This is a genomic window from Amycolatopsis rhabdoformis (assembly GCF_035918295.1).
Lineage (GTDB): Bacteria > Actinomycetota > Actinomycetes > Mycobacteriales > Pseudonocardiaceae > Amycolatopsis > Amycolatopsis rhabdoformis.
In genome coordinates this window covers 6,967,203-6,988,874 of record NZ_CP142149.1, presented here as the reverse complement: position 1 = coordinate 6,988,874, position 21,672 = coordinate 6,967,203, and the positions used below count along the sequence as shown (strand labels likewise).

Genomic DNA, 21,672 nt, shown 5'->3' with positions numbered 1-21,672 from the left:
CTGTCGCTGGCGGTTGTGTGGTGGGTGTTCGCCGGCGGTGGTGTGGGTGGGTTGCGGCGGTGGCGTCGTGGAAAAAGACAAAACGGATCTTCGTGACGTGGCGTCGCGTGGTGGGTGCGCGGCGATCAAAATCACTCACGTTGAGTTAGTTAGCGCAGCTAAGATGACGTGTCGTGACTTCTGATCCGGGGACGGTGCCGCCGCGTGCGGGGGTGCGCAAGGTTCTTGGGCGCATCGTGGTGGATACGCGGCCGCTGAAGATTCCGGCGTTCCGGCGGCTGTGGGTGTCGACGGCGGTGACGGCGGTCGGGTCGCAGCTCACGGCTGTGGCGGTGCCCAAGCAGGTGTTCGACCTGACCGGGTCGTCCGGGTACGTGGGGCTGACCGGGGCCGTCGCGCTGGTGCCGTTGCTCGTGTTCGGGCTGTGGGGCGGGGCGATCGCCGACGCGGTGGACCGGCGGAAGCTGCTGCTGGTCACGAACGTCGGGGTGGCCGTTTCCTCCGCGTTGCTGTGGTTGCAGGCCTTCGCCGGGTTCGATTCCGTCACGCTCGTGCTGGTGCTGCTCGCGGCCAACCAGGCGTTCTTCGCGATCAACATGCCCACGCGCGGGGCGGTGGTCGCGCGGCTGGTGCCGCCGGAGCTGCTGCCGTCGGCGAACGCGCTGAACACGACGATGTCGACGTTCGGCGCGGTGTTCGGGCCGCTGTTCGGCGGGGCGCTGATCCCGGTGATCGGGCTGTCGACGCTCTACCTCGTGGACGTGTGCGCGCTGATGATCACGCTGATCGCCGTGTGGCGGTTGCCGTCGATCCCGCCGCTCAACGGGGCGTCGCGGCGGGCCGGGATCGGGGACGTGGTCGACGGGTTCCGGTACCTGGCCACGCAGAAGGTGCTGCTGGCGTCGTTCGTCGTGGACATCATCGCGATGGTGGCCGGCATGCCGCGCGCGTTGATCCCGGAGATGGCCGAGCGCACGTTCGGCGACCCGCCGGGTGGCGGGCCGGCGCTGGGCCTGCTGTACGCGGCGCTGCCGGCGGGTGCGATGGTGATCGGCCTGTTCTCCGGCTGGCTGCACCGCGTGGCGCGCCAGGGCGTGGCCGTGGTCTTGTCGATCTGCCTGTGGGGCGCGGCGATCGCGGCGTTCGGGATCTCGCACTCGCTGTGGCTCGCGGTGATCTTCATGGCGCTGGCCGGTGGCGCCGACATGGTCAGCTCCGTGTACCGGCAGGCGATCCTGCAGACGGCCACCACCGACGAGATGCGCGGGCGCCTGCAGGGCGTGTTCACGGTCGTCGTGGCGGGTGGGCCGCGGCTGGCCGACCTCACGCACGGCTGGGCCGGAGCGATCTGGGGCACCGAGGCCGCGTCGACCGGCGGCGGCCTGCTGGTGATCGTGCTGGTGCTGGCGTCGATGTTCCTGCTGCCGGCGTTCTGGCGATACCGCGCCCCGATGGGTCACGAGGCCAAGACCGAGCCGGCGCGCGAAGGCGCGGAGACGCAGGTCGCGGCGAAGGGCGTCGAACCGGTCGCGGGGGATTAGGCCAAACGGCCTACGATGCCGGGCATGCGTGTTTACCCGGTCGCCCTGCTGCTCACCGCCGCCGCGCTCACCGCCTGTTCTTCGGGTGAGCAGCAAGCCGCGCCGCCGAAACCGTCGTCGTCGGCCAAGCCCGCCCCGCCGGGGTCCACGTGCTCACTGCTCTCGGCGAGTGAGGTGAGCGCCGCGATCAAGATCCCGGGCGTCACGTCGAAGGTCGGCCCGAACCAGGAAAACGCGAGCAACGGCGGCAAGGCCACCACCTGCGAATACCTCGTCGGCGACAAGCAGGCGGGCGCGCTGGCCGTGACCCGTTACGAGGGCCGCCAGGCCGATCCCGCCGCCATGGTCGCGGCCATCAAGAAGGCCAAGCCGGGCGCCGTCGACGTGCCGGGCTTCGCCAGCGGGGCCGTGTATTACCTCGACGAGCAGAAGACCGCGACGCTGGCCACGGCCAAGATCGTCAAGGGCGTGCCCGTGCTCGTGAACTACACCGGTCCGGTGAAGATGACGCAGCAGATGATGATTCCGCTGGTGAAAACCGCGGTCACCGCCGTGTGACTTTCGCCGGCGAGCCGGACAAGGCAGACTAATCGCCCATGACGGACGTGAGGGCGGGCACGGAACCGGTTCTTCGGCGCGTGATGGGCCCGAAGCTGCTGTTGTTCTTCGTGGTGGGCGACATCATCGGCACCGGCGTCTACGCGCTGACCGGCCAGGTCGCCGGGCGCGTGGGTGGGGCGTTGTGGCTGCCGTTCCTGCTGGCGTTCGTGGTCGCGTTCATGACGGCGTTCAGCTACCTCGAACTCGTCGGCAAGTACCCGCGGGCGGCGGGGGCGGCGCTGTACACGAACAAGGCGTTCGGCGTGCCGTTCCTGACGTTCATGGTCGCGTTCGCGGTGATGTGCTCGGGCATCACGTCGGCGTCCTCGGCCGCGGTCGCGTTCGGCGCGACCTACCTCGCGGCGTTCGTGAAGCTGCCGGTGGTGCTGGTCGGCATCGCGTTCGTGATCCTGCTGGCGCTGATCAACTTCCGCGGCGTCGGCGAATCGGTGAAGGCCAACGTGGTGCTCACCTGCATCGAATTGTCGGGCCTTTTGATCATCATCGGCGTCGGCGTGTGGGCCGTCCTCAACGGCGACGGCGAGCCCTCGCGCCTGGTCGAGATCAACACGGCGGACAAGACGTGGCTCGTGGCCATCACGTCGGCGACCTCGCTGGCGTTCTTCGCGATGGTGGGCTTCGAGGACTCCGTGAACATGGCCGAGGAGTGCCACGACCCGGTGCGCATCTTCCCGAAGGCCATGCTCTGGGGCATGGTCGTGGCCGCGACGATCTACGTCCTCGTGTCCATCACGTCCTCGCTGCTCGTGCCGGCCGGCGACCTCGCCGCCGCCAAGAGCAACGCCCTGCTCACCGTGCTCGACATCGGCGCGCCCGGCTTCCCGCGTGAGATCTTCTCGACCATCGGCCTGTTCGCGGTGATCAACTCGGCGCTGATCAACATGCTCATGGCCAGCCGCCTGCTCTACGGCCTGGCCAACGAGAAGGTGCTGCCGTCCGTGTTCGGCCGCGTGCACCCGACCCGGCGCACGCCGTGGGTGTCGATCATCTTCACGAGCGTGATCGCGATCGTCCTGGTGTCCTTTGTGGACATCTCGGCCCTCGGCGGCACCACGGCGTTGCTGCTGCTGGTGGTGTTCGCCATCGTCAACGTCGCCCTGCTCGTGCTGCGCAAGGACAAGGTGGCGCACAAGCACTTCCGCGCGCCCACCGTGATCCCGGTGCTGGCGGCGATCTTCTGCCTGTATCTGGTGAGCCCGCTGTCGGGCCGCCCGGCGAGCGACTACCGCGTGGCGGCGATCCTGCTGGGGGTCGGGGTGGTGTTGTGGTTCGTGAACTGGCTGGTGAAGCGGGGGATCGACCGGCGGGACGTCAAGCGTGAGCCGGTCGGCTGAGGAGTTCGAAGTCGGTGAGGTCGTGGGCGGCGAAGATGGTGACGTCGCCGGTCCGGCGCAGCTCGCGTAGGCGCTGCTGGTTGTGCACGCGTTGCTCGGGCACGGTCTGCACCAGGCGTTCGAACAGGGCCAGGCCGGGCGGGATGGAGCCTGGCGTGTCGATCTCCGAGTGGGAGAAGTACGCGTCGCCCGCGTTGAGGAGCCAGCCGGTGTCGGTGTTCACCGCGACGCCGGCGTGGCCGAGGGTGTGGCCCGCCAGGGGGATCAACGCGACGTCGGGGAGGATTTCCTGCGCCGCGGAGAAGCCGAACCAGTCGTCGCCGGTGTCGGTGTGTTCGATCCACTGTGGACCGTGGGCGAACTGCACGGACCGGTACCGCTTGTTCCCGGCCCGGTAGGCCGCCAGTTCGGCCGCGTAGACGTGCACGCGAGCCTGCGGGAAGTCCACCAGCCCGCCCGCGTGGTCGAGGTCGAGGTGGGTGAGCACGATGTCGCGCACGTCGGCGGGGTCGTGGCCGAGGGCGCGGAGCTGGCTCACGGCCGTCTCGTCGGGGCGGGACACCGGGCGCGACAGCGTGAGGAACCGGCGGCCCAGCCAGCGTTCCGGCTCGGTGACGGCGGGCGTGCCCATACCGGTTTCGATCAGGACCAGGCCGGTGTCGGATTCGAGGAGCAGGCAGTGGCACACGAGGGTGGCGCGCCGCAGGAGGCCGGGGCGGCCGTCGACGAGCCGGCCGCCGAGCGGGGTCATGGTGCCGCAGTTGAGGTGGCGCACGCGCATCAGGAGAACTCCCTCGAGACGGTGGTGTGCAGATGGGCGGCGATGTCGCGCAGTGGCGTGACGTCGCGGCGGGTCTTGGCGAACAGCAGCGCGCCTTCGATCGACGCGAGCACCACCGTGGCCAGGGAAGTGGCGCGGTCGGACGGCAGGCCCTGGTCGGTGAAGTACGAAACCAGCCGGGTGTGCCAGTCGGCGTACCCGGTTTCGCACGCGGAACGCAGCGGTTCGCTGTCCGCCTCCAGGGCGACTGTCGCAAGTGGACACCCGCGCTGGAAGTCGGATGAGATGAGTGAGGTGGCCAGTGCGTCGACCACCGCGGAGATCGCCGACGCCGGGTCGGGCGCCGCAGTGACCGCAGCTGTGAGCGCATCGGCCACCCGCGAGCTCGACAGCTGCACGGCCTCGGCCGCGAGCTGCTCCTTGCCACCGGGGAAGTGGAAGTACAGCGAGCCCTTCGGCGCCCCGCCCGCGGCGACGAGCTGCGTGAGGCCGGTGGCGTGGTAGCCCTGGGTCTGGAACAGCTCTGCGGCCGATTCGAGCATGCGGCGGCGGGTGTCGGTGCGGCGGACCATGGCGCTCACCGTAACTCAAACTATGACGACCGGTCTAGTTAGTTTCGACCGCGCGTGACGGCTCGCCGCCCGCCGGTAATGTCTGCGGCATGGCCAACCCCACCGGAGAGCAGTTCGAAATCACCCGCGGCAACGCGCGCGCCATCGTCACCGAGATCGGTGCCGGGCTGCGTGCGTTCGAGGTCGGCGGTGTGCCCTACGTCGAGGAGTACGCGGCCGACGAGATGCCGCCGAAGGGCCTCGGTCAGGTGCTGCTCCCGTGGCCGAACCGCACCAAGGGCGGGCAGTGGGAGTTCCAGGGCGAGAAGCAGCAGCTGGAGATCACGGAAGCCGCGCGCGGCAACGCCATCCACGGCCTCACGCGCCACAAGGAGTGGGAGCTGCTGGAGCACGCCGAGTCGTCGATCACGCTCGCGGTCGACGTCGAGGTGCAGCCCGGCTGGCCGGTGCCGTTGCGCGCCACCATCACCTACGAGCTGCAGCCGCGTGAGCTCACCATCACCCACGAGATCCGCAACGAGGGCGAGCAGGCCATCGGCGTCGGGGTCGGCACGCACCCGTACTTCCGCATCGGCGACGTGCCGACCGATGACCTCACGCTCACGCTGCCTGCTTCGCGGGTGCGGCCGTACGTCGGTGACCAGCAGATGCCCTACGCCGACGAGCAGGACGTCGAGGGCACCGAGTACGACTTCCGCGCCGGTCAGGTGCTCGCCGGGGTCAACCTCGACACCGCGTTCGGCACGCTGGCCCTGGCCGACGACGGTACCCACCACCACGTGCTCTCCCACGAGGACCAGCACCTGGTGGTCTGGACCGGCCCCGACTTCCGCTGGGTGCAGGTGTTCACGCCCGACGACCTCACCGGCCGCGGCCGCGCCGTGGCGCTGGAGCCCATGACCTGCCCGGCCGACGCGCTGAACACCGGCACGGACCTCATCGAGCTCGAGCCCGCCACGTCATGGTCGGGCAGCTGGGGCATCCGCGTGCTGTGACGCCGGAGCTGCTGACCGAGGCCGACGCCGGCGAGCTGTTCACGCTGCAGCGCGCCGCGTACCTCAGCGAGGCCCGCGCGCACGGCAACTTCGACCTGCCGCCGCTGGTCGAGCCGCTGGCCGACGTGCGCGCGGCCCTGGCCGACCCGGCGCTGCCGGTGTGGGGCGTGCGCGACGGCCACCGGCTGATCGCGACCGTGCGCATCCGGGTGCGCGGCGACGTCGGCGAGGTCGGCCGGCTCGCCGTGGCGCCGGACCGCCAAGGCGAGGGCCTGGGCACGGAGCTGCTGCTGGCGGCCGAGGAGCTGGCCGCGTCGGCCGTGACGCGGTTCCGGCTGTTCACCGGCGAACGTTCGGCCGGTGCCCTGCGGTTGTACGCGCGGCTGGGCTACCGCGAGACGCACCGCAGCCCCGAAGCGGATTACGAGCTCATCCACCTGGAGAAACCCCGCGGTCGCGCGCCCGCGGCAATTCGTTAGCGTGTCAAACTATGGCATCTAAGGCGATTGTGGGGGGCTACGTCGTCCCCGTCGGTGCGGCTCCCATCGAAGACGGCACCGTGCTCATCGAAGACGGCCGGATCGTGCAGGTCGGCGCCGCCGCCGACGTGGAGGTGCCGGAGGACGCCGAGCTCGTCGACGCGTCCGGCAGCTGGGTCCTGCCGGGCTTCGTCGACGCGCACGCGCACCTCGGCGTGCACGAGGACGGCGAAGGCTGGGCCGGCAACGACACCAACGAGATGACCGACCCCAACGGCGCGCGCTTCCGCGCGATCGACGGCATCGACCCGTACGAACCGGCCTTCGACGACGCGCTGTCCGGCGGCGTCACGAGCGTGGTGATCAAGCCGGGGTCGGGCAACCCGATCGGCGGCCAGACCATCGGCGTGAAGACGTGGGGCCGCAGCATCCTGGACATGACGTTCGCCGAGCAGGTGAGCGTGAAGAGCGCCCTGGGCGAAAACCCGAAGCGCGTGTACGGCGACAAGAAGCAGACCCCGTCCACCCGCCTCGGCGTGGCCGCGATCCTGCGCGAGGCGTTCACCAAGGCCCGCAACTACCAGGCCAAGCGCGAGCACGCCCTCGCCGAGGGCAAGCCGCACGAGGTCGACCTCACGCAGGAGACGCTCGCGAAGGTCCTCGACGGCGAGCTGTACTGGGACCAGCACGTGCACCGCGCCGACGACATCGTCACGGCCATCCGGCTGGCCGACGAGTTCGGCTACAAGCTCGTGATCAACCACGGCACCGAGGGCCACCTCATCGCCGACCTGCTCGCCGAACGCGCCGTGCCGGTGATCCTCGGCCCGCTGTTCACCACGAAGTCCAAGGTCGAACTGCGCCACCGCTCCCTGCGCTCGGCCGGGATCCTCGCCCGCGCCGGCGTGAAGATCGCCATCACCACCGACCATCCCGTGGTGCCGATCAACTTCCTCGTGTACCAGGCTGCCCTCGCCGTGAAGGACGGCCTGGACCCCGAGACGGCACTGCGCTCACTCACCGTGCACCCGGCCGAGATGCTCGGCCTGGACGACCGCATCGGCTCCCTGGCACCCGGCCTGGACGCCGACGTGGTCCTCTGGTCGGGCGACCCGCTCGACGTGATGAACCGCGCGCTGCGCGTGTTCGTCCGCGGCACCGAGGTCTACCACTACGACGAGTCGACCGGTGAGGGCGTTTCGGCGGATCGCCGGTACCGCGATCCCGCTGACCCGCAGCACCGCTTGAGGCGCCGGGGTTCGGCGCCTCAAGCGGTGAGCGCGGTCAGGTCGACCTTCGCCGCGAACGGCTGGGTGGTCGTGAAAACTCCGGTGACGGCGGGCGCGTCCTGATAGCCGAGCTCGCCTGCCTGGTGGCAGGCCACGAGCGACACCGGGTCGCTGAGATCGACGATCCAGTAAAAGGGGATGCCGGCGTCGGCGTACTCGTCGTGCTTGGTGACGTAGTCGGTCCGCTTCGAGCCCGGCGACACGATCTCCACGGCGATGAGGACTTCGCTCGCGCGGATGACTTCGTCAGAGGAGACGGCCGCCGAGTCGATCACGACGAGGTCGGGTCGACGGGAGAACCCGGGTTCGTCGGGCAGCGCGAGCCGGAGATCGACATCCACGCCCGGGACGGCCTCCAAGCCGTGCGGTAGCTGCTCCATCAGCTGCGTGGCCAGCTGGTAGACCGCGCGGTTGTGCCTGATGCTCGGCGTCGGCGACAGCACGAGACGACCTTCGGACAGCTCGGTGTACCCGGGTTCGGTTTCGCCGAGCGCCAGGTACGCCTCGATCGTGAGCAGTCGAAGAGGCATCGGGTAGGAAATCACTCGGACACGTTACGTGACCACCGCGTGAAACGGGCGGCCCTCAGCTGTGTCCGGAACCGGTCCGGAACGGGCGGCGCTCAACTGTGTCCTGAACTGGTCCGGGACCGGGTCAGGAAGCCTTCAACGCCCTCGCGATCACCATCCGCTGGATCTGGTTCGTCCCCTCGAAGATCTGCGGCACCTTCGCCTCGCGCATGTACCGCTCCACCGGGAAGTCGCGCGTGTAGCCCGCGCCGCCGAGGACCTGGACGGCGTCGGTGGTCACCTTCATGGCGCCGTCGGTGGCGATGAGTTTCGCGATGGACGACTGGCGCTGGAAGTCGAGGCCGCGGTCGCGGCGGCGGGCGGCGTCGAGGTAGGTCGCGCGGGCCGATTCGACGGTGGCGGCCATGTCGGCGAGCAGGAACTCCAGGCCCTGGAACTCGATGATCGGCTTGCCGAACTGGGTGCGGCCCTTCGCGTAGGCCACGGCTTCGTCGAGGGCGGCCTGCGCCAGGCCCACGGCGCACGCGGCGATGCCGAGGCGCCCTGAGCTCAGGGACGACAAAGCGATTTTCAGGCCGGACCCCTCCTCGCCGATCAAACGCGAAGCCGGGACGCGGGCGTGGTCGAAGATCATCTGTGCCGTCGGGGAGCCGGTGAGGCCCATCTTGCGTTCGCGGGGAGCGGCGGACAGGCCCGGGGTCGACGAGTCGACGAGCAGGCACGAGATGCCGTGGCCGCCGTCGTCGCTCGTGCGGACCATGGTGGTGTAGAAGTCGGCCGCGCCGGCGTGGGTGATCCAGGCCTTGGTGCCGTTGACCACGTAGTCGTCGCCGTCGCGGCGGGCGCGCGTCGACAACGCGGCCGCGTCGGAGCCGGCCTGCGTCTCGGAGAGCGCGTACGCGCCGAGCAGCGAGCCGCCGAGCAGGTCCGGCAGCCAGCGCGAACGCTGTTCGTCCGTGCCGAAGTGGGCGAGCGCGTAGCAGGACATCGTGTGCACCGACAGGCCCACGCCCACGGTCATCCACGCGGCCGCGATCTCCTCCAGCGCCTGCAGGTACACCTCGTACGGCAGGTCGGCGCCGCCCCACTCCTCGGCGTACGGCAGCCCCAGCAGCCCGGACTTGCCGAGCAGCGTGAACGCGTCGCGCGGGAACTCTTCGGCCTCCTCGGCCGCGTCGGCCCGGGGCCGCAGCTCGTCGCGCGCGATCTCCCTGACCAGCGCGAGCAGGTCTTCGGCCTCGGTGGTGGGCAGCAAACGTTCCGCCGGCATGGCTCCTCCAGTGGCAGGAGTACTGAAAACAGTACTGGGGGCCGTTTGAGAGTACCGTACGGAGGGCGGGGCTGTCTCAGGTTCGTAGGGGATAGTGACTCGATCAGGAAAGCTGGTGGCACCCCCCGATGAGCGCACAGACCGAACCCGAACCCCGCCGGCGGCCCACGGCCCGGCAGCAGGCGCTGCTCGCCGAGCTCGAGACGCTGTTCCTCGCCGAGGGGTTCGCCGGCTTCACGCTCGACGACCTGGCCGCCCGTCTGCGCTGCTCGAAGTCGACCCTCTACGCGCTCGCGCCCAGCAAGGAGCAGCTCGCCGTCAAGGTCGTCGCCCACTTCTTCCGGGGCGCCGCGAAGCGCATCGAGACGCGGATCGAGGGCATCGACGACGCGCGCAAGCTGATCGGGGAGTACCTCGCCGGCGTCTCCGAGCACCTCAACCGCGCTTCGCCCACGTTCATGAACGACATCGCGGCGTTCGAGCCGGCCCGCGACACCTACCAGCTCAACAGCCGCGCTGCCGCCCGCCGCATCCGCGCGTTCATCGACAAGGGCGTGGCCGACGGCGTGTTCCGCGACGTGCACGCCCGGCTCGTGGCGGAGATGACCGGCCTGATCGTGGAGGGCATCCAGACCGGTGTGCTCGGCCGCCGCACCGACGTGTCCGACGCCGAGGCGTTCACCGCGCTCGGCGAGCTGCTCCTCGGCGGGCTGAACAAGGACTGAGGACAGGATTTGTCACGAATCCGTCCTCTACACTCGCGCTCGTGATCGTGGTGGGTGGAGAGGCGCTGGTCGACCTCGTTCCGGGTGAACCGTTGGATTCCACTGTGGACGGTGGGCTGCGCGCCCTGCTGCCACGGCTGGGTGGGGGGCCGTACAACGTCGCGCTGGCCGCCGCGCGGCTCGGGGTGCCGGCGTCGTTCCTGTCGCGCGTGTCCACCGACCGCTTCGGCGCCGCGCTCGTCGACCGGCTCGTGGACTCCGGTGTCGACACGTCGCTGCTGCAGCGCGGCGACGAGCCGACCACGCTCGCCGTGGTGGCACTGGACCAAACGGGTGCCGCGCGTTACACCTTCTACGTCGAGGGCACGGCGGACCGGCTCGTGGGCGACCCGGGCACGCTGCCCGACGACGCCACCGCGCTCTCGCTCGGCACGCTCGGCCTGGTGCTCGAACCCGGCGCCAGCGCGTACGAAGCCATGCTGCGCCGCGAGGCCGCGCGCGGCACGCTCACCGCGCTCGACCCGAACATCCGCGAGGCGCTCATCGCCGACCCGGCCGCCTACCGCGCGCGGTTCGCGTCGTGGCTGCCCGATGTCCGGTTGCTGAAGATCTCCGACGACGATGCGGCGTGGCTCACCGAAGGCGCCGACCCGGTGGCGGCCGCGAAGACCTGGGTCGAGTCCGGTGTGGACGCGGTTGTCCTGACCCGCGGCGTCGAAGGCCTGTCCGTGATCACCGCCGCAGGTGAGCTGGCCCACGTGCCTTCGCGGCGCGTCCCGGTGGTCGACACGATCGGGGCCGGCGACACCGTGCAGGGCGCGCTGCTGGCGTGGCTGCACACCCGCGACGTCCGTGACCTGGCCGCACTCGACGCCGACGCGTGGCGAGAGGCCCTCGGCTACGCCGCGAAAGCGGCCTCGATCACGGTTTCCCGTAGCGGTGCGGAGCCGCCGACGGCTCAGGAAATGGCTTCCACCGTGTGAACCTGGTCCCAAAGGGGCTATTGGTGGCAACGCACCGGCTGCGCGCACACCCTTATTTCGACTAGCGTAGGGGGGAATTCATACCCCAGCGGGGCGGTGTGCAGCGAGGCGCGTGTTTCCTCGCGTGAACACGTGGCTACCTGTGAAAACTACAGGCGCCGCCGGCCCGTGCCAACGTGAGAGGGACCTGCATGTCCGACGCGACGAATGCGGGGCAGTCCGGCGGCGAAACCGCGACGCTGCGCCTGCCGAGTGGCGAGCACGAATTCAAGGTTGTCCACCCGGTCGAGGGTGCACCCGGGATCGAGCTGGGGAAGCTGCTCGCGCAGACGGGGTACATCACTTACGACCCCGGGTTCGTGAACACCGGTGCCGCGTCGTCGGCCATCACCTACATCGACGGTGATGCGGGCATCCTGCGCTACCGCGGGTACCCGATCGAGCAGCTTGCCGAGAAGTCCAACTTCATCGAGGTGTCCTACCTCCTCATCTACGGCGAGCTGCCCACCGAGGCCCAGCTCGCCGACTTCACCGAGAAGATCCAGCGGCACACGCTGCTGCACGAAGACCTGAAGGCCTTCTTCTCGGGCTTCCCGCGCGACGCGCACCCGATGCCCGTGCTCTCGAGCGCGGTCTCGGCGCTGTCGACCTTCTACCAGGACTCGCTGAACCCGTTCGACGAGCCCAACGTGGAGCTGTCCACCATCCGCCTGCTCGCGAAGGTGCCGACCCTGGCTGCCTACGCGTACAAGAAGTCCGTGGGCCAGCCGCTGCTGTACCCGGACAACTCGCTGGGCCTGGTGGAGAACTTCCTGCGCATGACCTTCGGTTTCCCGGCGGAACCGTACGAGGTCGACCCGGCCGTGGCGAAGGCGCTCGACCTGCTGTTCATCCTGCACGCCGACCACGAGCAGAACTGCTCCACGTCGACCGTGCGCCTGGTGGGCTCGTCGGAGGCCAACCTGTTCGCCAGCATCTCGGCGGGCATCAACGCGCTGTTCGGCCCGCTCCACGGTGGTGCCAACGCGGCCGTCCTCGACATGCTCGAGGGCATTCGCGACGAGGGCGGCGACGTCGCCTCGTTCGTGAACCGCGTGAAGAACAAGGAACAGGGTGTCAAGCTCATGGGCTTCGGGCACCGGGTCTACAAGAACTACGACCCGCGCGCGAAGATCATCAAGAACACCGCCGACGAGATCCTCGGCAAGATCGCGGGCGGCGACCAGCTGCTCGACATCGCCAAGAAGCTCGAGGAGACGGCGCTTTCCGACGACTACTTCGTCGAGCGCAAGCTGTACCCGAACGTGGACTTCTACACCGGTCTCATCTACCGCGCGCTCGGGTTCCCGACGAAGTTCTTCACCGTGCTGTTCGCGCTCGGCCGGCTCCCAGGCTGGATCGCGCACTGGCGCGAGATGATCAACGACCCGCAGACGAAGATCGGGCGCCCGCGCCAGATCTACACCGGCCACGCTTCGCGTGACTACAAGGGTATCTCGGAGCGCTGAGTTCCGTTCCTGAACGCCCCGCCGTGCAGCCGCACGGCGGGGCGTTTAGCGTTCAGGGGTATGACGAGCGTGTTGTGGTTCCGGCGGGACCTGCGCCTCGGTGACCACGCGGCCCTGCTGGCCGCCGCCGAGGCCGAGGGTCCCGTGCTGGCGTTGTACGTGCTCGACGAGAAGCTGCTGAAGCCTTCGGGCGCGCCGCGGCGGGCCTTCCTGTTCGACAGCCTTCGGGCGCTGGACGAACAACTCGACGGCCGGTTGCTGGTGGTGCACGGCGACCCGGTGCAGGAAGTCCTGCGGGTCGCGCGATCCGCCGAGGCGACGGCTGTGCACGTGAGCGCCGATACTGGGCCGTACGGCCGGTGGCGCGATGAGAAGGTCGCGAAATCCTTGGCCCGCCACGACATCGACTTCGTGGCCACAGGCTCGCCGTACGCGGTGCAGCCGGGGCGGGTGACCAAACCGGACGGTGATCCGTACCGGGTGTTCACGCCGTTCCGCCGCGCGTGGGCCGAGCACGGCTGGCGGCGCCCGGCCGACACCGGCGTGTCCCTTGTGGACTGGGTGAAGCCGGGGAAGTCCGCGAAGATCCCGAAATCACCGGCGCTCGGCGACACGCAGCTACCCGAAGCGGGTGAGGCCGCGGCGCTCGAAGGCTGGCACGACTTCCTCGAGACCGGGCTTTCGCGCTACGCCACCGATCGTGATCGGCCGGACCGTCCCGGCACCACGCGCATGTCGACCTACCTGCACTGGGGCGCCATCCACCCGCGCACGATGCTTTCGGACCTCGCCGGGAAGTCCGGTGACGGGGTGCAGGCGCTGCGGTCGGAGCTGTGCTGGCGCGAGTTCCACGCCGATGTGCTGTGGCACCGGCCGGAAACCGCGCGGAAGAACTACGACCGCCGGTTCGACAAGATGAAACACGACGAAGACGTCGAGGTGTTCGAAGCCTGGTGCGCCGGCCGCACCGGTTATCCGATCGTGGACGCCGGGATGCGCCAGCTGCTCGCCGAAGGCTGGATGCACAACCGGATCCGCATGGTGGTGGCGAGTTTCCTGGTGAAGGACCTGCACCTGCCGTGGTGGTGGGGCGCGCGGCACTTCATGCGCCACCTCGTGGACGGCGATCTGGCGTCCAACCAGCTCAACTGGCAGTGGGTGGCGGGCAGCGGCACGGACGCGGCGCCGTACTTCCGGATCTTCAACCCGACCACCCAGGGCGAGAAGTTCGATCCGGACGGCGAGTACGTGCGCCGGTACGTGCCGGAACTTCGTGAGGTGGCCGGGAAAGCTGTGCACAAGCTGAAGGAGCGGCCGGAGAAGTACGCGGCGCCGTTGGTGGACCACGCCGAGGAGCGGCAGGTGGCGCTGGAGCGGTTCGGGGCGATCAAGCAGTCTTGAGCCCGGGACGGCCCGGACCCCCAGGCCGGGCCGTCCGGGTTTCCTCAGAGCCCGCCGATGGCGAGCGCCAGCTTCTGCACGATCTCGGGCTGGCCGGTGAAGCTCTTGTCGGTGGTGTTGATCGAGTAGATCGCGCGGCGCGCGAGGTCGCGGGTGGCCCAGATGCCGTTGGTGTAGCCGTAGCGGCTGCCGGTCTTGCCCCACACGGTCACGCCGTTGACCGTCGAGGTCATCAGGCCCTGGCTGTAGATCGCGGGGTCGTCGGAGCCGAAGGTGGTCACGTGCGGCAGCGTGAACATGCGGCCCAGCACTGATTTCGGCACGAGCCGGCCCTGGAACAGCGCCACCAGGAACTTGTCGAGGTCGGCGGTGGTGGAGATCATCTCGCCGGCGGCCCACGGGATCGACTGGTTCATGCGGGTCAGGTCCACGAGCTGCCCGTTCACGACCTGGTAGCCGTGGGCGTACGGCTCGGGCAGGTTCGGGTCGTTGCCGGGCACCGAGGTGTCGCGCAGGCCGAGCGGGCGCAGGATTCGGTCGCGCACTTCGCTGCCGTATGAGTGGTGGGTGAGCTTCTCGATGAGGAGGCCGGCCACGAGGTAGTTGGTGTTCGTGTACTGCTGGCTGGTGCCGGGTGAGAACACCAGGTCGTGCTTGAACGCGGTGGCCAGCACCTGCTTCGGCGTGAACTCGGTGTAGCGGTTGTCAACGATCCACTGTGGATCTTCCGGCAGGTCGACGCCGGGCAGGCCGCTGGTGTGGTTGAGCAGCTGCGCGACGGTGATCCGCGGGTAGTTCGCGGGCAGCAGGCCGGGCAGGTAGCGCTGCACGGGCGCGTCGAGGTCGAGGCGGTGCTCGGCGGCGAGCTGCAGCACGACCACCGCGGTGAAGGTCTTGGTGATGCTGCCGATGCGGAAGTGCGCGTCGGCCGGGACCGGTGCCCCGGTGCTCAGGTCGGCTGTCCCGGACACCCCGCTCCACGCGCCGGCCGAGCCGCGGACCTGCACGAGCGCGCCGGTGGCCTCGGCGTTGGGCAGACCGGCGATGGCGCCCGCCAGCGAAGCCGGGTTCATCGGCGGCAGGCTGCTGTGCGTGGGTGCCGGGTGACTCGCCGCGGCCGGTGCGGCGAGCGCGGCCGGGGTCACGACGGCGGTGAGCAGCAGTGCGGCGCTCGCGGCCGCGGCGATGCGGATCAGCGGGTTTCTCGTCATGCCACCGAGTCTTTCGACTTCAGGACGAGCTGCCATCGGGGAGAAACCCGGGCCCGGCTACCTAGGGGTCAGCCCCGGATCGCGTCGAACAGCTTCACGCGGCTGCCGACCAGAAGGACGCCGTTGCGGTAGATCCGCGCGCCGGCCCAGGTGACGAGCGCGATCAACCCGGTGGTCAAGACCAGTGACAGCACGATTTCCCACAGCGCGGCCGAACCCGTGGCGATGCGCGCCGGCATCAGCACCGGCGAGAGCAGCGGGATCAGCGACAAGACCTTCGTGGCCGCGCCGTCGGGCGCTTGCGTGAGCAGATTGAGGCCCGCGACGAACCCGATCACGAGCGCGATGTTCGCCGGCGCGACCACGGTCTGCGTGTCCTCCTGACGCGACACGAGTGAGCCGGCTGCGCCGTAGATCATGGCGTACAGCAGGAAGCCGAGCAGGTACCACACCACGCCCCACACCACGGCGCCCACGGCGATGCCCGAGATCGAGCCCAGCACGCCGGTGCCCAGCGCCGCCAGCAGCCCGGCCACGCCGAGGATCGCGAGCTGCGCAAGCCCCACCAGTCCGAGCCCGATCACCTTGCCCAGCAACAGGTGCCACGGCCGCACGGCCGAGAGCAGGATCTCCACGACCCGGCTCGACTTCTCCTCCACCACGCCCTGCGCCACGAGCATCCCGTAGGTGATGATGCTCAGGTACAGCACCACAGCCACCGCGACGCCGACCACGAGCTTCTGCCCGGCCCGCGGGTCGCGCGTCTCCAACGGCAGCACGTCCACGTGGGCCGCGGCCATGGCCTGGTGCACGTCGACCGGGTCGAGGTGCACGGCCGACAGCTGCGCGTCGAGCACCTGCTGCTGCACGATCCCGTCGAGCGCGTGCTGCAACGCCGGGTCCACAGTGGACTTCACCGTGACCCGCAACCGCGACGCGCTGCCGGACACGAGCGCGTCCACCTCACCCTCGCGCACCTGCGCGAGCCCGTCCTGTTCGGACGGCACGGTGACCACCTCGAACGTCTCGCCGCTCGTCTTGCCGGCCACCTGCAACTGCTGCGCGATCCCCTGCGCCTGCCCGGTGAGCGCGACCTTCGTCGTGGTGACCGAGCTGAGGAGAACCGCCTGCAACGCCACGTACCCGATCAGCAACAGCAACAACACGGCCGTGCTCACCACGAACGCGCGCGTCCGCAGCCTCGTGTTCACCTCCCGCTTCGCCACGAGCCGCACGGCCCGCGCGGCACTGATGCGGCTCACGTCTTCCCGCCTTGGGTCCGGGCTTGGGTCACGCTGTCGCGGAAGAGTTCGGCGAGGGTGCGGCGTTGGTGGCTGAATTCGGTGACCGGCCCGGTGGCCAGCGCAGCGGCGAGGACGGCTTGGTCGTTGGCGTTTGCGGCCGGTTCGATCGCGGTGAGGGCCTTGGTCGCCGTGATCAGGCGGGCCTCGACCAAGCGGGCGCCGGGCCGCGTGGCCAGTTCGAGGACCGTGGCGAGCCCGGATGCTTCCACGACGCGCGTGCTGGGCGCGGTGAGGGCGGTTGGTGCGGTGACCGTGACCGCCACGGCCCGGGCGGCACTGATGCGGCTCACGTCTTACCGCCTTGGGCCACGGCGTCGCGGAAGAGTTCGGCGAGGGTGCGGCGTTGGCGGCTGAATTCGGTGACCGGCCCGGTGGCCAGCGCAGCGGCGAGGATGGCTTGGTCGTCGGCATGGGCGGCGAGCTCGAACACCGTCGTGGCGCCCGACGACTCGACGACCCGGGCGCCGGGCACGGTCGCCGCCCAGCCGGGGCGGGCGGCCGGGGTGGTGACCACCAGGCGGCTGGCCGCGCCGCGCGTGAGGTCGTCGACCGTGCCGACGGCGATCATGCGGCCGTCGCGGATGATGCCGACGCGGTCGCACAGGCGCTCGACCAGGTCGAGCTGGTGGCTGGAGAACACGACGGGCACGCCGGCGGCCGCTTTCCTCCGGAGCACCTCGCTCATCACGTCGACGGCGATCGGGTCGAGGCCGGAGAACGGTTCGTCGAGGACCAGCACGTCGGGGTCGTGCACGAGGGCCGCGGCGAGTTGCACGCGCTGCTGGTTGCCGAGGCTGAGTTTCTGCACCTCGTCCTTGCGGCGTTCGCCGAGGCCGAGGCGGGCGAGCCACAGCTCGGCCGCGCCGTGGGCGTCGTTGGTGCTGAGGCCGTGGAGCTCCGCGAGGTAAACGAGCTGGTCGAGCACCTTCATCTTCGGGTACAGGCCGCGTTCCTCGGGCATGTAGCCGATGCGCGTGCGGGTGTCGTGCGTGACCGGTTCGCCCGCGAAGCGCACCTCGCCGGAATCGGCGGCGAGCACGCCGAGCGCGATGCGCATGGTGGTGGTCTTGCCGGCGCCGTTGCTGCCGACGAAGCCGAACAGCTCACCGGGCCGCACGTCGAACGTGACGCCGTCGAGGGCCTGTTTGCGGCCGTAGCGCTTGGAGATCGCGTGGATCTCGAGTCTGGGCAAAACCGCCCCCTCTCCGAACACCCGTGTGGACAGTGGTGAGTCCCGCGCCGCCAACTCTAGCGAACGGCGCGGGTTCTCTCCCGGTGTTCAGGACAGGCCGGCCAGCGCCTTCTCCACCAGCTCGGCCACGCGGGCGCGGGCGGCGTCGGCCTCGGCGGGTACGAGGGACAGGCGCGTGCGGCGTTCGAGGACGTCTTCGGTGTTCAGTGCGCCCTCGTGGCGCACGGCCCACACGACCTCGGCGGCGGTGATCTGCGTGCCGTCGAACAGCGGCGCCGCGAAGGCCGGCTCGAGCTCGCCGAGCGCGGCGACGCGCGGGGCTTCCGTGCCGTACTTGGCCACGAGCCGGGCCGGGGCGTCCACAAGGGACAGTCTCGCGCGCGGTGCGGCGCCGAGCAACGGCAGGCGCGCGGTGCGTGACGGGCCGGCGTGCAGGCCCGCGTGCACCAGCGCGGCGTCGACCGCGTCCTCGGCCATGCGGCGGTAGGTGGTGAGCTTGCCGCCGACCACGGTGAGCACGCCGTCGGCGCCCGTGACCACGGCGTGTTTGCGCGAGAGGTCCGCGCTGCGGCCGCCGTCGCCGGCGACCAGCGGGCGCAGGCCGGCGTACGAGCCGATCACGTCCGCGCGGGTCAGCGGCCGGGCCAGCACCGAGGACGCGACGGACAGCAAGAAGTCCACATCGGACTCGGGAACCGAAGGAACCGGCGGGATCTCGCCGTCGATCGGCTCGTCGGTGAGCCCCAGGTAGACCCGGCCGTCGACCTGCGGCAGCAGGAACACGAACCGGTTGCTCTCGCCGGGCACAGCGACGTTCACCGACGTGCCACCCACCGCGGCGGCACCGGGCGCGAGAACCAGGTGCGAACCGCGCGACGGCCGAAGGCGCACGGCGTCGGTGAGCGTGCCGGCCCACACTCCGGTGGCGTTGATGACCTGGCGCGCGTGCAGCTCGTACTCCGCCGAACCTTCGCGCACGCGCACAGTGGTGCCCGAAAGCGACACGGCCTCCAGTCGCGTGAGGATGCGGGCGCCCAGCATCGCGGCCGTGCGAGCCAGGTTCACGACCAGGCGCGCGTCGTCGACCAGGGCGCCGTCGTAGGCGAGCAGGGCGCCGCGCAGGCCGGCCGGGGCGAGGCCCGGGGCCAGCGCCACTGCCTCCGCCACCGGGATCTGCCGGGGCCGCGGCAGCACCGACGACGGCGTGCGCGCGGCCCGGCGCAGCGCGTCACCCGCGCGCAGGCCGGTGGCGATCACCGTCTGCTGCGCGCGAGAAGTGCTGGGGTACAAGGGAAACAGCTGCGGCATCGCGCGCGTGAGGTGCGGCGCCGTGCGCGTCATGAGGATGCCGCGCTCGACAGCGCTTTCGTGCGCCAGGCCGAACTCGCCCTTCGCGAGGTAGCGCAGGCCACCGTGCACGAGCTTGCTCGACCAGCGTGACGTGCCGAAGGCCAGGTCGTGGGCCTCCACGAGCGCGACCGACAGCCCGCGCGCCGCGGCGTCGAGTGCGATGCCCGCGCCGGTGACCCCACCGCCGACCACCACCACGTCCACCCGCTCGCCGCCGGTCAGCCGGTCCAGCTCACGCTCGCGGCGACGCGCGTTGAGGGAACCGGTACTCATGCCGCCTCCGCGGGAGGAAGTACGTCGGCGGTGCTCATGGCTTCAACGCGGCGTCGACGAGGTAGCGGAACTCGTCGAGCAACGCCTGCTCGTCGAGATCCGTGGTGGCCGGGCGCAGCGAAAACGCGAACGACTGCACGACCAGCAGGATCGACCGCGCCTGCGCGGTGACCTCCGCGTGGCGGATGGACCCGTCGCGGTGCCCGGCCTCGATCAGCTGGCGGAGCACCTGCTCGGCGAACACCTGCGTGGCCCCGAGCCGCTCGACGATGTAGGGCAGCACGAGCTCCGGATCCACGTCGAGCAGCGTGCGGAACAACGGGTCGGCCGACAGCGCGCTCACGCCGGCCGCGGCGATGAGCACCAGCCGCTCGCGTGTGTTGGCCGCGTCGTCGCCCGCGTGGCTGGCGTGTTTGAGCAGACCGCTGAACTCGCGCGTCATCAGCGCGGCGAGCACACTGCGTACGTCGGGAAACCGGCGGTACACGGTCATGCGGCTCACCCGCGCGGTGCGCGCGATCTCGGCCAGCGTGGTGCGCCGGACACCGACGGCCAGCACGCATTCGCGAGCGGCGTCGAGCAGCACGTCGTCGGCTACGCGCGCCGAGGTCTGGCGGCTGCGGGCCCCCGCGAGGGCCGAGGGAGTCTCTCCCGGTGGGGAGTGACGTTTGACGTCCATATGTCACACTGTAGTCGTGAGTGATCTCATAAACCACCGCATCCGGCAGTCGTGGACCGGCGACGGTGCTGGCGCCGCCTCGCTGCCCGATCGGGCGGTCCGGTGGCTCGGCCAGCGTATCGGCCCGGTGGGTGCTGATCGAGGGCGTCGGGCGGATTCCGTCTCGAACCTGGCCGATTCTGCCCTTCCCGCCGCTGCGCACGAGGACCTTTCGGCCCTGCTCGGGGCGGAAAACGTGCTGGTCGACGCCGACGAGCGGCTCGCGCGCGCGGGTGGTCTGTCCTATCTGGACCTGCTGCACCGCCGGCTCGGCGACGCCGTGGTGGCGCCCGACGCCGTGGTGCTGCCCGCTTCGCCCGAGCAGGTGCAGGCCGTGCTCGACCTCTGTGTACGCCACGACGTGGGCGTGGTGCCGTTCGGCGGCGGCACGTCGGTGGTCGGCGGCGTCGCGGCCTTGCGCGGGGACAAGCCGGCGGTGATCGCGCTCGACCTGGTGCGGCTCGACGCGCTGGTGTCGGTGGACGAGCAGTCGCACGTCGCGGTGCTGCAGGCCGGCGTGCGGGGGCCCGAGGCCGAACGGCTGTTGGGTGAGCACGGGTTCACGCTGGGCCACGTGCCGCAGTCGTTCGAGCGCGCCACGATCGGTGGTTTCGCGGCCACGCGCTCGGCCGGCCAGGCGTCGGCCGGTTACGGCCGCTTCGAGGACATGGTGGCCGGCGTGCGGGTGGCCACGCCGAAGGGTGAGTGGCGGCTCGGGGTCGCGCCCGCGTCGGCGGCCGGGCCGGACCTGCGGCAGCTGGCCGTGGGCAGCGAGGGCGCGCTGGGCGTGATCACCGAGGTCGCGCTACGGGTGCGGCCGGTGCCGACCGAGCGGCGTTACGAAGGCTGGGTGGTCGACGGCTGGGCCGCCGGCGCCGAGGCCATGCGCGCGCTCGCGCAGAACCACGCGACGGCCGACGTCACGCGACTGTCCGATGTGGACGAGACGGCCGTGTCGTTCGCGTTGAACGCCGGCCTGAAGACCTCCGCGCTCCGGGCGTACCTGGGCGCGCGCGGGGTGAAACACCCGTGCCTGCTGATCGTCGGCTGGGAGCGGGACGTGCGGGCCCGGCAGCGGGTCACGGCCGGGGTCCTGCGGCGCTCCGGCGCGCTGCGCATCGGCACCGCGCTCGGCGAGTCGTGGCGGCACGGCCGGTTCTCCGGCCCGCGCCAGCGCGACGCGTTGCTGGACCTCGGCGTCTGCGTCGAGACGCTGGAAACCGCCGCGTACTGGTCGCGGCTCGACGACCTGTACGACGCCGTGCGTGCGGCGCTGGTGGCTTCGCTCGGCCGCGCGATCGTGATGTGCCACGTCTCCCACGTCTACGAGACGGGTGCGTCGCTGTACTTCACGGTGCTGACCTCGCGTGACGACGCCGATCCCGTCGGCCAGTGGCAGCGCGCGAAGCACGCGGCCTCGGAGGCGATCGTCGGGCTCGGCACGATCACGCACCACCACGCGGTGGGCGTGGACCACGCGCCGTACCTGGAGCCGGAGATCGGGGCGCTCGGCTTGTCCGTGCTGCGGGCCGTGAAGTCCGCTGTCGACCCTACGGGCATCCTCAACCCCGGAAAACTGCTGGCCTGACCTGCGA

20 protein-coding genes and 1 pseudogene are annotated in these 21,672 nt (G+C 70.5%); 11 read left to right on the top strand and 10 right to left on the bottom strand.

Annotated elements, in window-relative coordinates; genetic code table 11:
- The first annotated feature begins 194 nt into the window (after nt 1–194).
- Genes VSH64_RS32175 through VSH64_RS32165 form a run of 3 tightly spaced genes read left to right on the top strand, consistent with a single transcriptional unit; the run spans nt 195 to nt 3,496 of the window.
- On the top strand, nt 195–1,541 hold the full coding sequence (locus VSH64_RS32175) for an MFS transporter (RefSeq protein ID WP_326838080.1): 1,347 nt from the start codon (nt 195–197) through the stop codon (nt 1,539–1,541).
- Between the two features lie 24 nt (nt 1,542–1,565).
- Nucleotides 1,566–2,099, top strand: a complete 534-nt coding sequence (locus VSH64_RS32170; protein ID WP_326566507.1) for a hypothetical protein — start codon at nt 1,566–1,568, stop codon at nt 2,097–2,099.
- Between the two features lie 38 nt (nt 2,100–2,137).
- Nucleotides 2,138–3,496, top strand: coding sequence for an APC family permease (locus VSH64_RS32165; protein WP_326566506.1), 1,359 nt, complete (start codon nt 2,138–2,140; stop codon nt 3,494–3,496).
- Here VSH64_RS32165 and VSH64_RS32160 read toward each other — a convergent pair.
- Together VSH64_RS32160 and VSH64_RS32155 are read right to left on the bottom strand one after the other, a co-directional pair.
- Nucleotides 3,474–4,277, bottom strand: coding sequence for an MBL fold metallo-hydrolase (locus VSH64_RS32160; RefSeq protein WP_326566505.1), 804 nt, complete (start codon nt 4,275–4,277; stop codon nt 3,474–3,476). The genes VSH64_RS32165 and VSH64_RS32160 overlap by 23 nt on opposite strands.
- On the bottom strand, nt 4,277–4,849 hold the full coding sequence (locus VSH64_RS32155; protein ID WP_326566504.1) for a TetR/AcrR family transcriptional regulator: 573 nt from the start codon (nt 4,847–4,849) through the stop codon (nt 4,277–4,279). The genes VSH64_RS32160 and VSH64_RS32155 overlap by 1 nt, the downstream gene beginning before the upstream one ends.
- An 89-nt stretch (nt 4,850–4,938) precedes the next feature.
- On the opposite strand from VSH64_RS32155, the gene VSH64_RS32150 reads away from it, so the two are divergent.
- The 3 genes and pseudogenes from VSH64_RS32150 to VSH64_RS32140 all read left to right on the top strand — a co-directional run.
- Nucleotides 4,939–5,844: an aldose 1-epimerase family protein gene (locus tag VSH64_RS32150; protein WP_326566503.1), complete on the top strand. Its 906-nt coding sequence runs from the start codon at nt 4,939–4,941 to the stop codon at nt 5,842–5,844.
- Entirely contained in the window at nt 5,811–6,323 is a 513-nt protein-coding gene (locus tag VSH64_RS32145) for a GNAT family N-acetyltransferase (RefSeq protein ID WP_326566502.1), read from the top strand. Before VSH64_RS32150 ends, VSH64_RS32145 begins: the two co-directional genes overlap by 34 nt.
- Before the next feature lie 11 nt (nt 6,324–6,334).
- Nucleotides 6,335–7,546: pseudogene (locus tag VSH64_RS32140) on the top strand (amidohydrolase); the annotation flags it as partial.
- A gap of 44 nt (nt 7,547–7,590) precedes the next feature.
- On the opposite strand, the gene VSH64_RS32135 reads toward VSH64_RS32140, so the two are convergent.
- Nucleotides 7,591–8,142: a Uma2 family endonuclease gene (locus VSH64_RS32135; protein WP_326838079.1), complete on the bottom strand. Its 552-nt coding sequence runs from the start codon at nt 8,140–8,142 to the stop codon at nt 7,591–7,593.
- A 124-nt stretch (nt 8,143–8,266) separates the two neighbouring features.
- Nucleotides 8,267–9,412 carry an acyl-CoA dehydrogenase family protein gene (locus VSH64_RS32130; protein WP_326566501.1) on the bottom strand — a complete coding sequence of 382 codons (1,146 nt, stop codon included), beginning with the start codon at nt 9,410–9,412 and terminating at the stop codon, nt 8,267–8,269.
- A 128-nt stretch (nt 9,413–9,540) separates the two neighbouring features.
- On the opposite strand from VSH64_RS32130, the gene VSH64_RS32125 reads away from it, so the two are divergent.
- The 4 genes from VSH64_RS32125 to VSH64_RS32110 all read left to right on the top strand — a co-directional run bounded on the left by VSH64_RS32125 (nt 9,541) and on the right by VSH64_RS32110 (nt 14,029).
- On the top strand, nt 9,541–10,137 hold the full coding sequence (locus tag VSH64_RS32125; RefSeq protein WP_326566500.1) for a TetR/AcrR family transcriptional regulator: 597 nt from the start codon (nt 9,541–9,543) through the stop codon (nt 10,135–10,137).
- Nucleotides 10,138–10,178: 41 nt separating this feature from the next.
- The gene (locus VSH64_RS32120; RefSeq protein ID WP_326566499.1) at nt 10,179–11,120 is read left to right on the top strand and encodes a carbohydrate kinase family protein; all 942 of its coding nucleotides are present in this window, start codon (nt 10,179–10,181) and stop codon (nt 11,118–11,120) included.
- Between the two features lie 191 nt (nt 11,121–11,311).
- Nucleotides 11,312–12,628, top strand: a complete 1,317-nt coding sequence (locus tag VSH64_RS32115) for a citrate synthase (RefSeq protein WP_326566498.1) — start codon at nt 11,312–11,314, stop codon at nt 12,626–12,628.
- A 60-nt stretch (nt 12,629–12,688) separates the two neighbouring features.
- Nucleotides 12,689–14,029, top strand: a complete 1,341-nt coding sequence (locus tag VSH64_RS32110; RefSeq protein WP_326566497.1) for a cryptochrome/photolyase family protein — start codon at nt 12,689–12,691, stop codon at nt 14,027–14,029.
- A gap of 44 nt (nt 14,030–14,073) precedes the next feature.
- Here VSH64_RS32110 and VSH64_RS32105 read toward each other — a convergent pair whose 3' ends face one another.
- The 6 genes from VSH64_RS32105 to VSH64_RS32080 all read right to left on the bottom strand — a co-directional run bounded on the left by VSH64_RS32105 (nt 14,074) and on the right by VSH64_RS32080 (nt 20,038).
- A complete protein-coding gene (locus VSH64_RS32105) occupies nt 14,074–15,240 on the bottom strand; it encodes a serine hydrolase domain-containing protein (protein ID WP_326566496.1) in 1,167 nt (388 codons plus the stop codon).
- Nucleotides 15,241–15,308: 68 nt separating this feature from the next.
- Complete coding sequence (locus VSH64_RS32100; protein ID WP_326566495.1) at nt 15,309–16,502, bottom strand: ABC transporter permease; 1,194 nt, start codon at nt 16,500–16,502, stop codon at nt 15,309–15,311.
- Nucleotides 16,499–16,834: a hypothetical protein gene (locus VSH64_RS32095; protein WP_407655575.1), complete on the bottom strand. Its 336-nt coding sequence runs from the start codon at nt 16,832–16,834 to the stop codon at nt 16,499–16,501. Before VSH64_RS32095 ends, VSH64_RS32100 begins: the two co-directional genes overlap by 4 nt.
- A complete protein-coding gene (locus VSH64_RS32090) occupies nt 16,831–17,736 on the bottom strand; it encodes an ABC transporter ATP-binding protein (RefSeq protein WP_326566494.1) in 906 nt (301 codons plus the stop codon). Before VSH64_RS32090 ends, VSH64_RS32095 begins: the two co-directional genes overlap by 4 nt.
- 87 nt (nt 17,737–17,823) lie before the next feature.
- Nucleotides 17,824–19,359, bottom strand: a complete 1,536-nt coding sequence (locus VSH64_RS32085) for a glycerol-3-phosphate dehydrogenase/oxidase (protein ID WP_326566493.1) — start codon at nt 19,357–19,359, stop codon at nt 17,824–17,826.
- Between the two features lie 34 nt (nt 19,360–19,393).
- Complete coding sequence (locus VSH64_RS32080; RefSeq protein WP_326566492.1) at nt 19,394–20,038, bottom strand: TetR/AcrR family transcriptional regulator; 645 nt, start codon at nt 20,036–20,038, stop codon at nt 19,394–19,396.
- Nucleotides 20,039–20,054: 16 nt separating this feature from the next.
- On the opposite strand from VSH64_RS32080, the gene VSH64_RS32075 reads away from it, so the two are divergent.
- Nucleotides 20,055–21,665: an FAD-binding oxidoreductase gene (locus tag VSH64_RS32075; RefSeq protein ID WP_326566491.1), complete on the top strand. Its 1,611-nt coding sequence runs from the start codon at nt 20,055–20,057 to the stop codon at nt 21,663–21,665.
- The last annotated feature ends 7 nt before the right edge of the window (nt 21,666–21,672 follow it).

Coding starts and splice junctions, on each gene's coding strand:
- VSH64_RS32170 (WP_326566507.1), top strand. CDS start 1,566: ATGCGTGTTTACCCGGTCGCCCTGCTGCTCACCGCCGCCGCGCTCACC.
- VSH64_RS32165 (WP_326566506.1), top strand. CDS start 2,138: ATGACGGACGTGAGGGCGGGCACGGAACCGGTTCTTCGGCGCGTGATG.
- VSH64_RS32160 (WP_326566505.1), bottom strand. CDS start 4,277: ATGCGCGTGCGCCACCTCAACTGCGGCACCATGACCCCGCTCGGCGGC.
- VSH64_RS32155 (WP_326566504.1), bottom strand. CDS start 4,849: ATGGTCCGCCGCACCGACACCCGCCGCCGCATGCTCGAATCGGCCGCA.
- VSH64_RS32150 (WP_326566503.1), top strand. CDS start 4,939: ATGGCCAACCCCACCGGAGAGCAGTTCGAAATCACCCGCGGCAACGCG.
- VSH64_RS32145 (WP_326566502.1), top strand. CDS start 5,811: ATGGTCGGGCAGCTGGGGCATCCGCGTGCTGTGACGCCGGAGCTGCTG.
- VSH64_RS32135 (WP_326838079.1), bottom strand. CDS start 8,142: ATGCCTCTTCGACTGCTCACGATCGAGGCGTACCTGGCGCTCGGCGAA.
- VSH64_RS32130 (WP_326566501.1), bottom strand. CDS start 9,412: ATGCCGGCGGAACGTTTGCTGCCCACCACCGAGGCCGAAGACCTGCTC.
- VSH64_RS32125 (WP_326566500.1), top strand. CDS start 9,541: ATGAGCGCACAGACCGAACCCGAACCCCGCCGGCGGCCCACGGCCCGG.
- VSH64_RS32115 (WP_326566498.1), top strand. CDS start 11,312: ATGTCCGACGCGACGAATGCGGGGCAGTCCGGCGGCGAAACCGCGACG.
- VSH64_RS32110 (WP_326566497.1), top strand. CDS start 12,689: ATGACGAGCGTGTTGTGGTTCCGGCGGGACCTGCGCCTCGGTGACCAC.
- VSH64_RS32105 (WP_326566496.1), bottom strand. CDS start 15,240: ATGACGAGAAACCCGCTGATCCGCATCGCCGCGGCCGCGAGCGCCGCA.
- VSH64_RS32085 (WP_326566493.1), bottom strand. CDS start 19,359: ATGAGTACCGGTTCCCTCAACGCGCGTCGCCGCGAGCGTGAGCTGGAC.
- VSH64_RS32080 (WP_326566492.1), bottom strand. CDS start 20,038: ATGGACGTCAAACGTCACTCCCCACCGGGAGAGACTCCCTCGGCCCTC.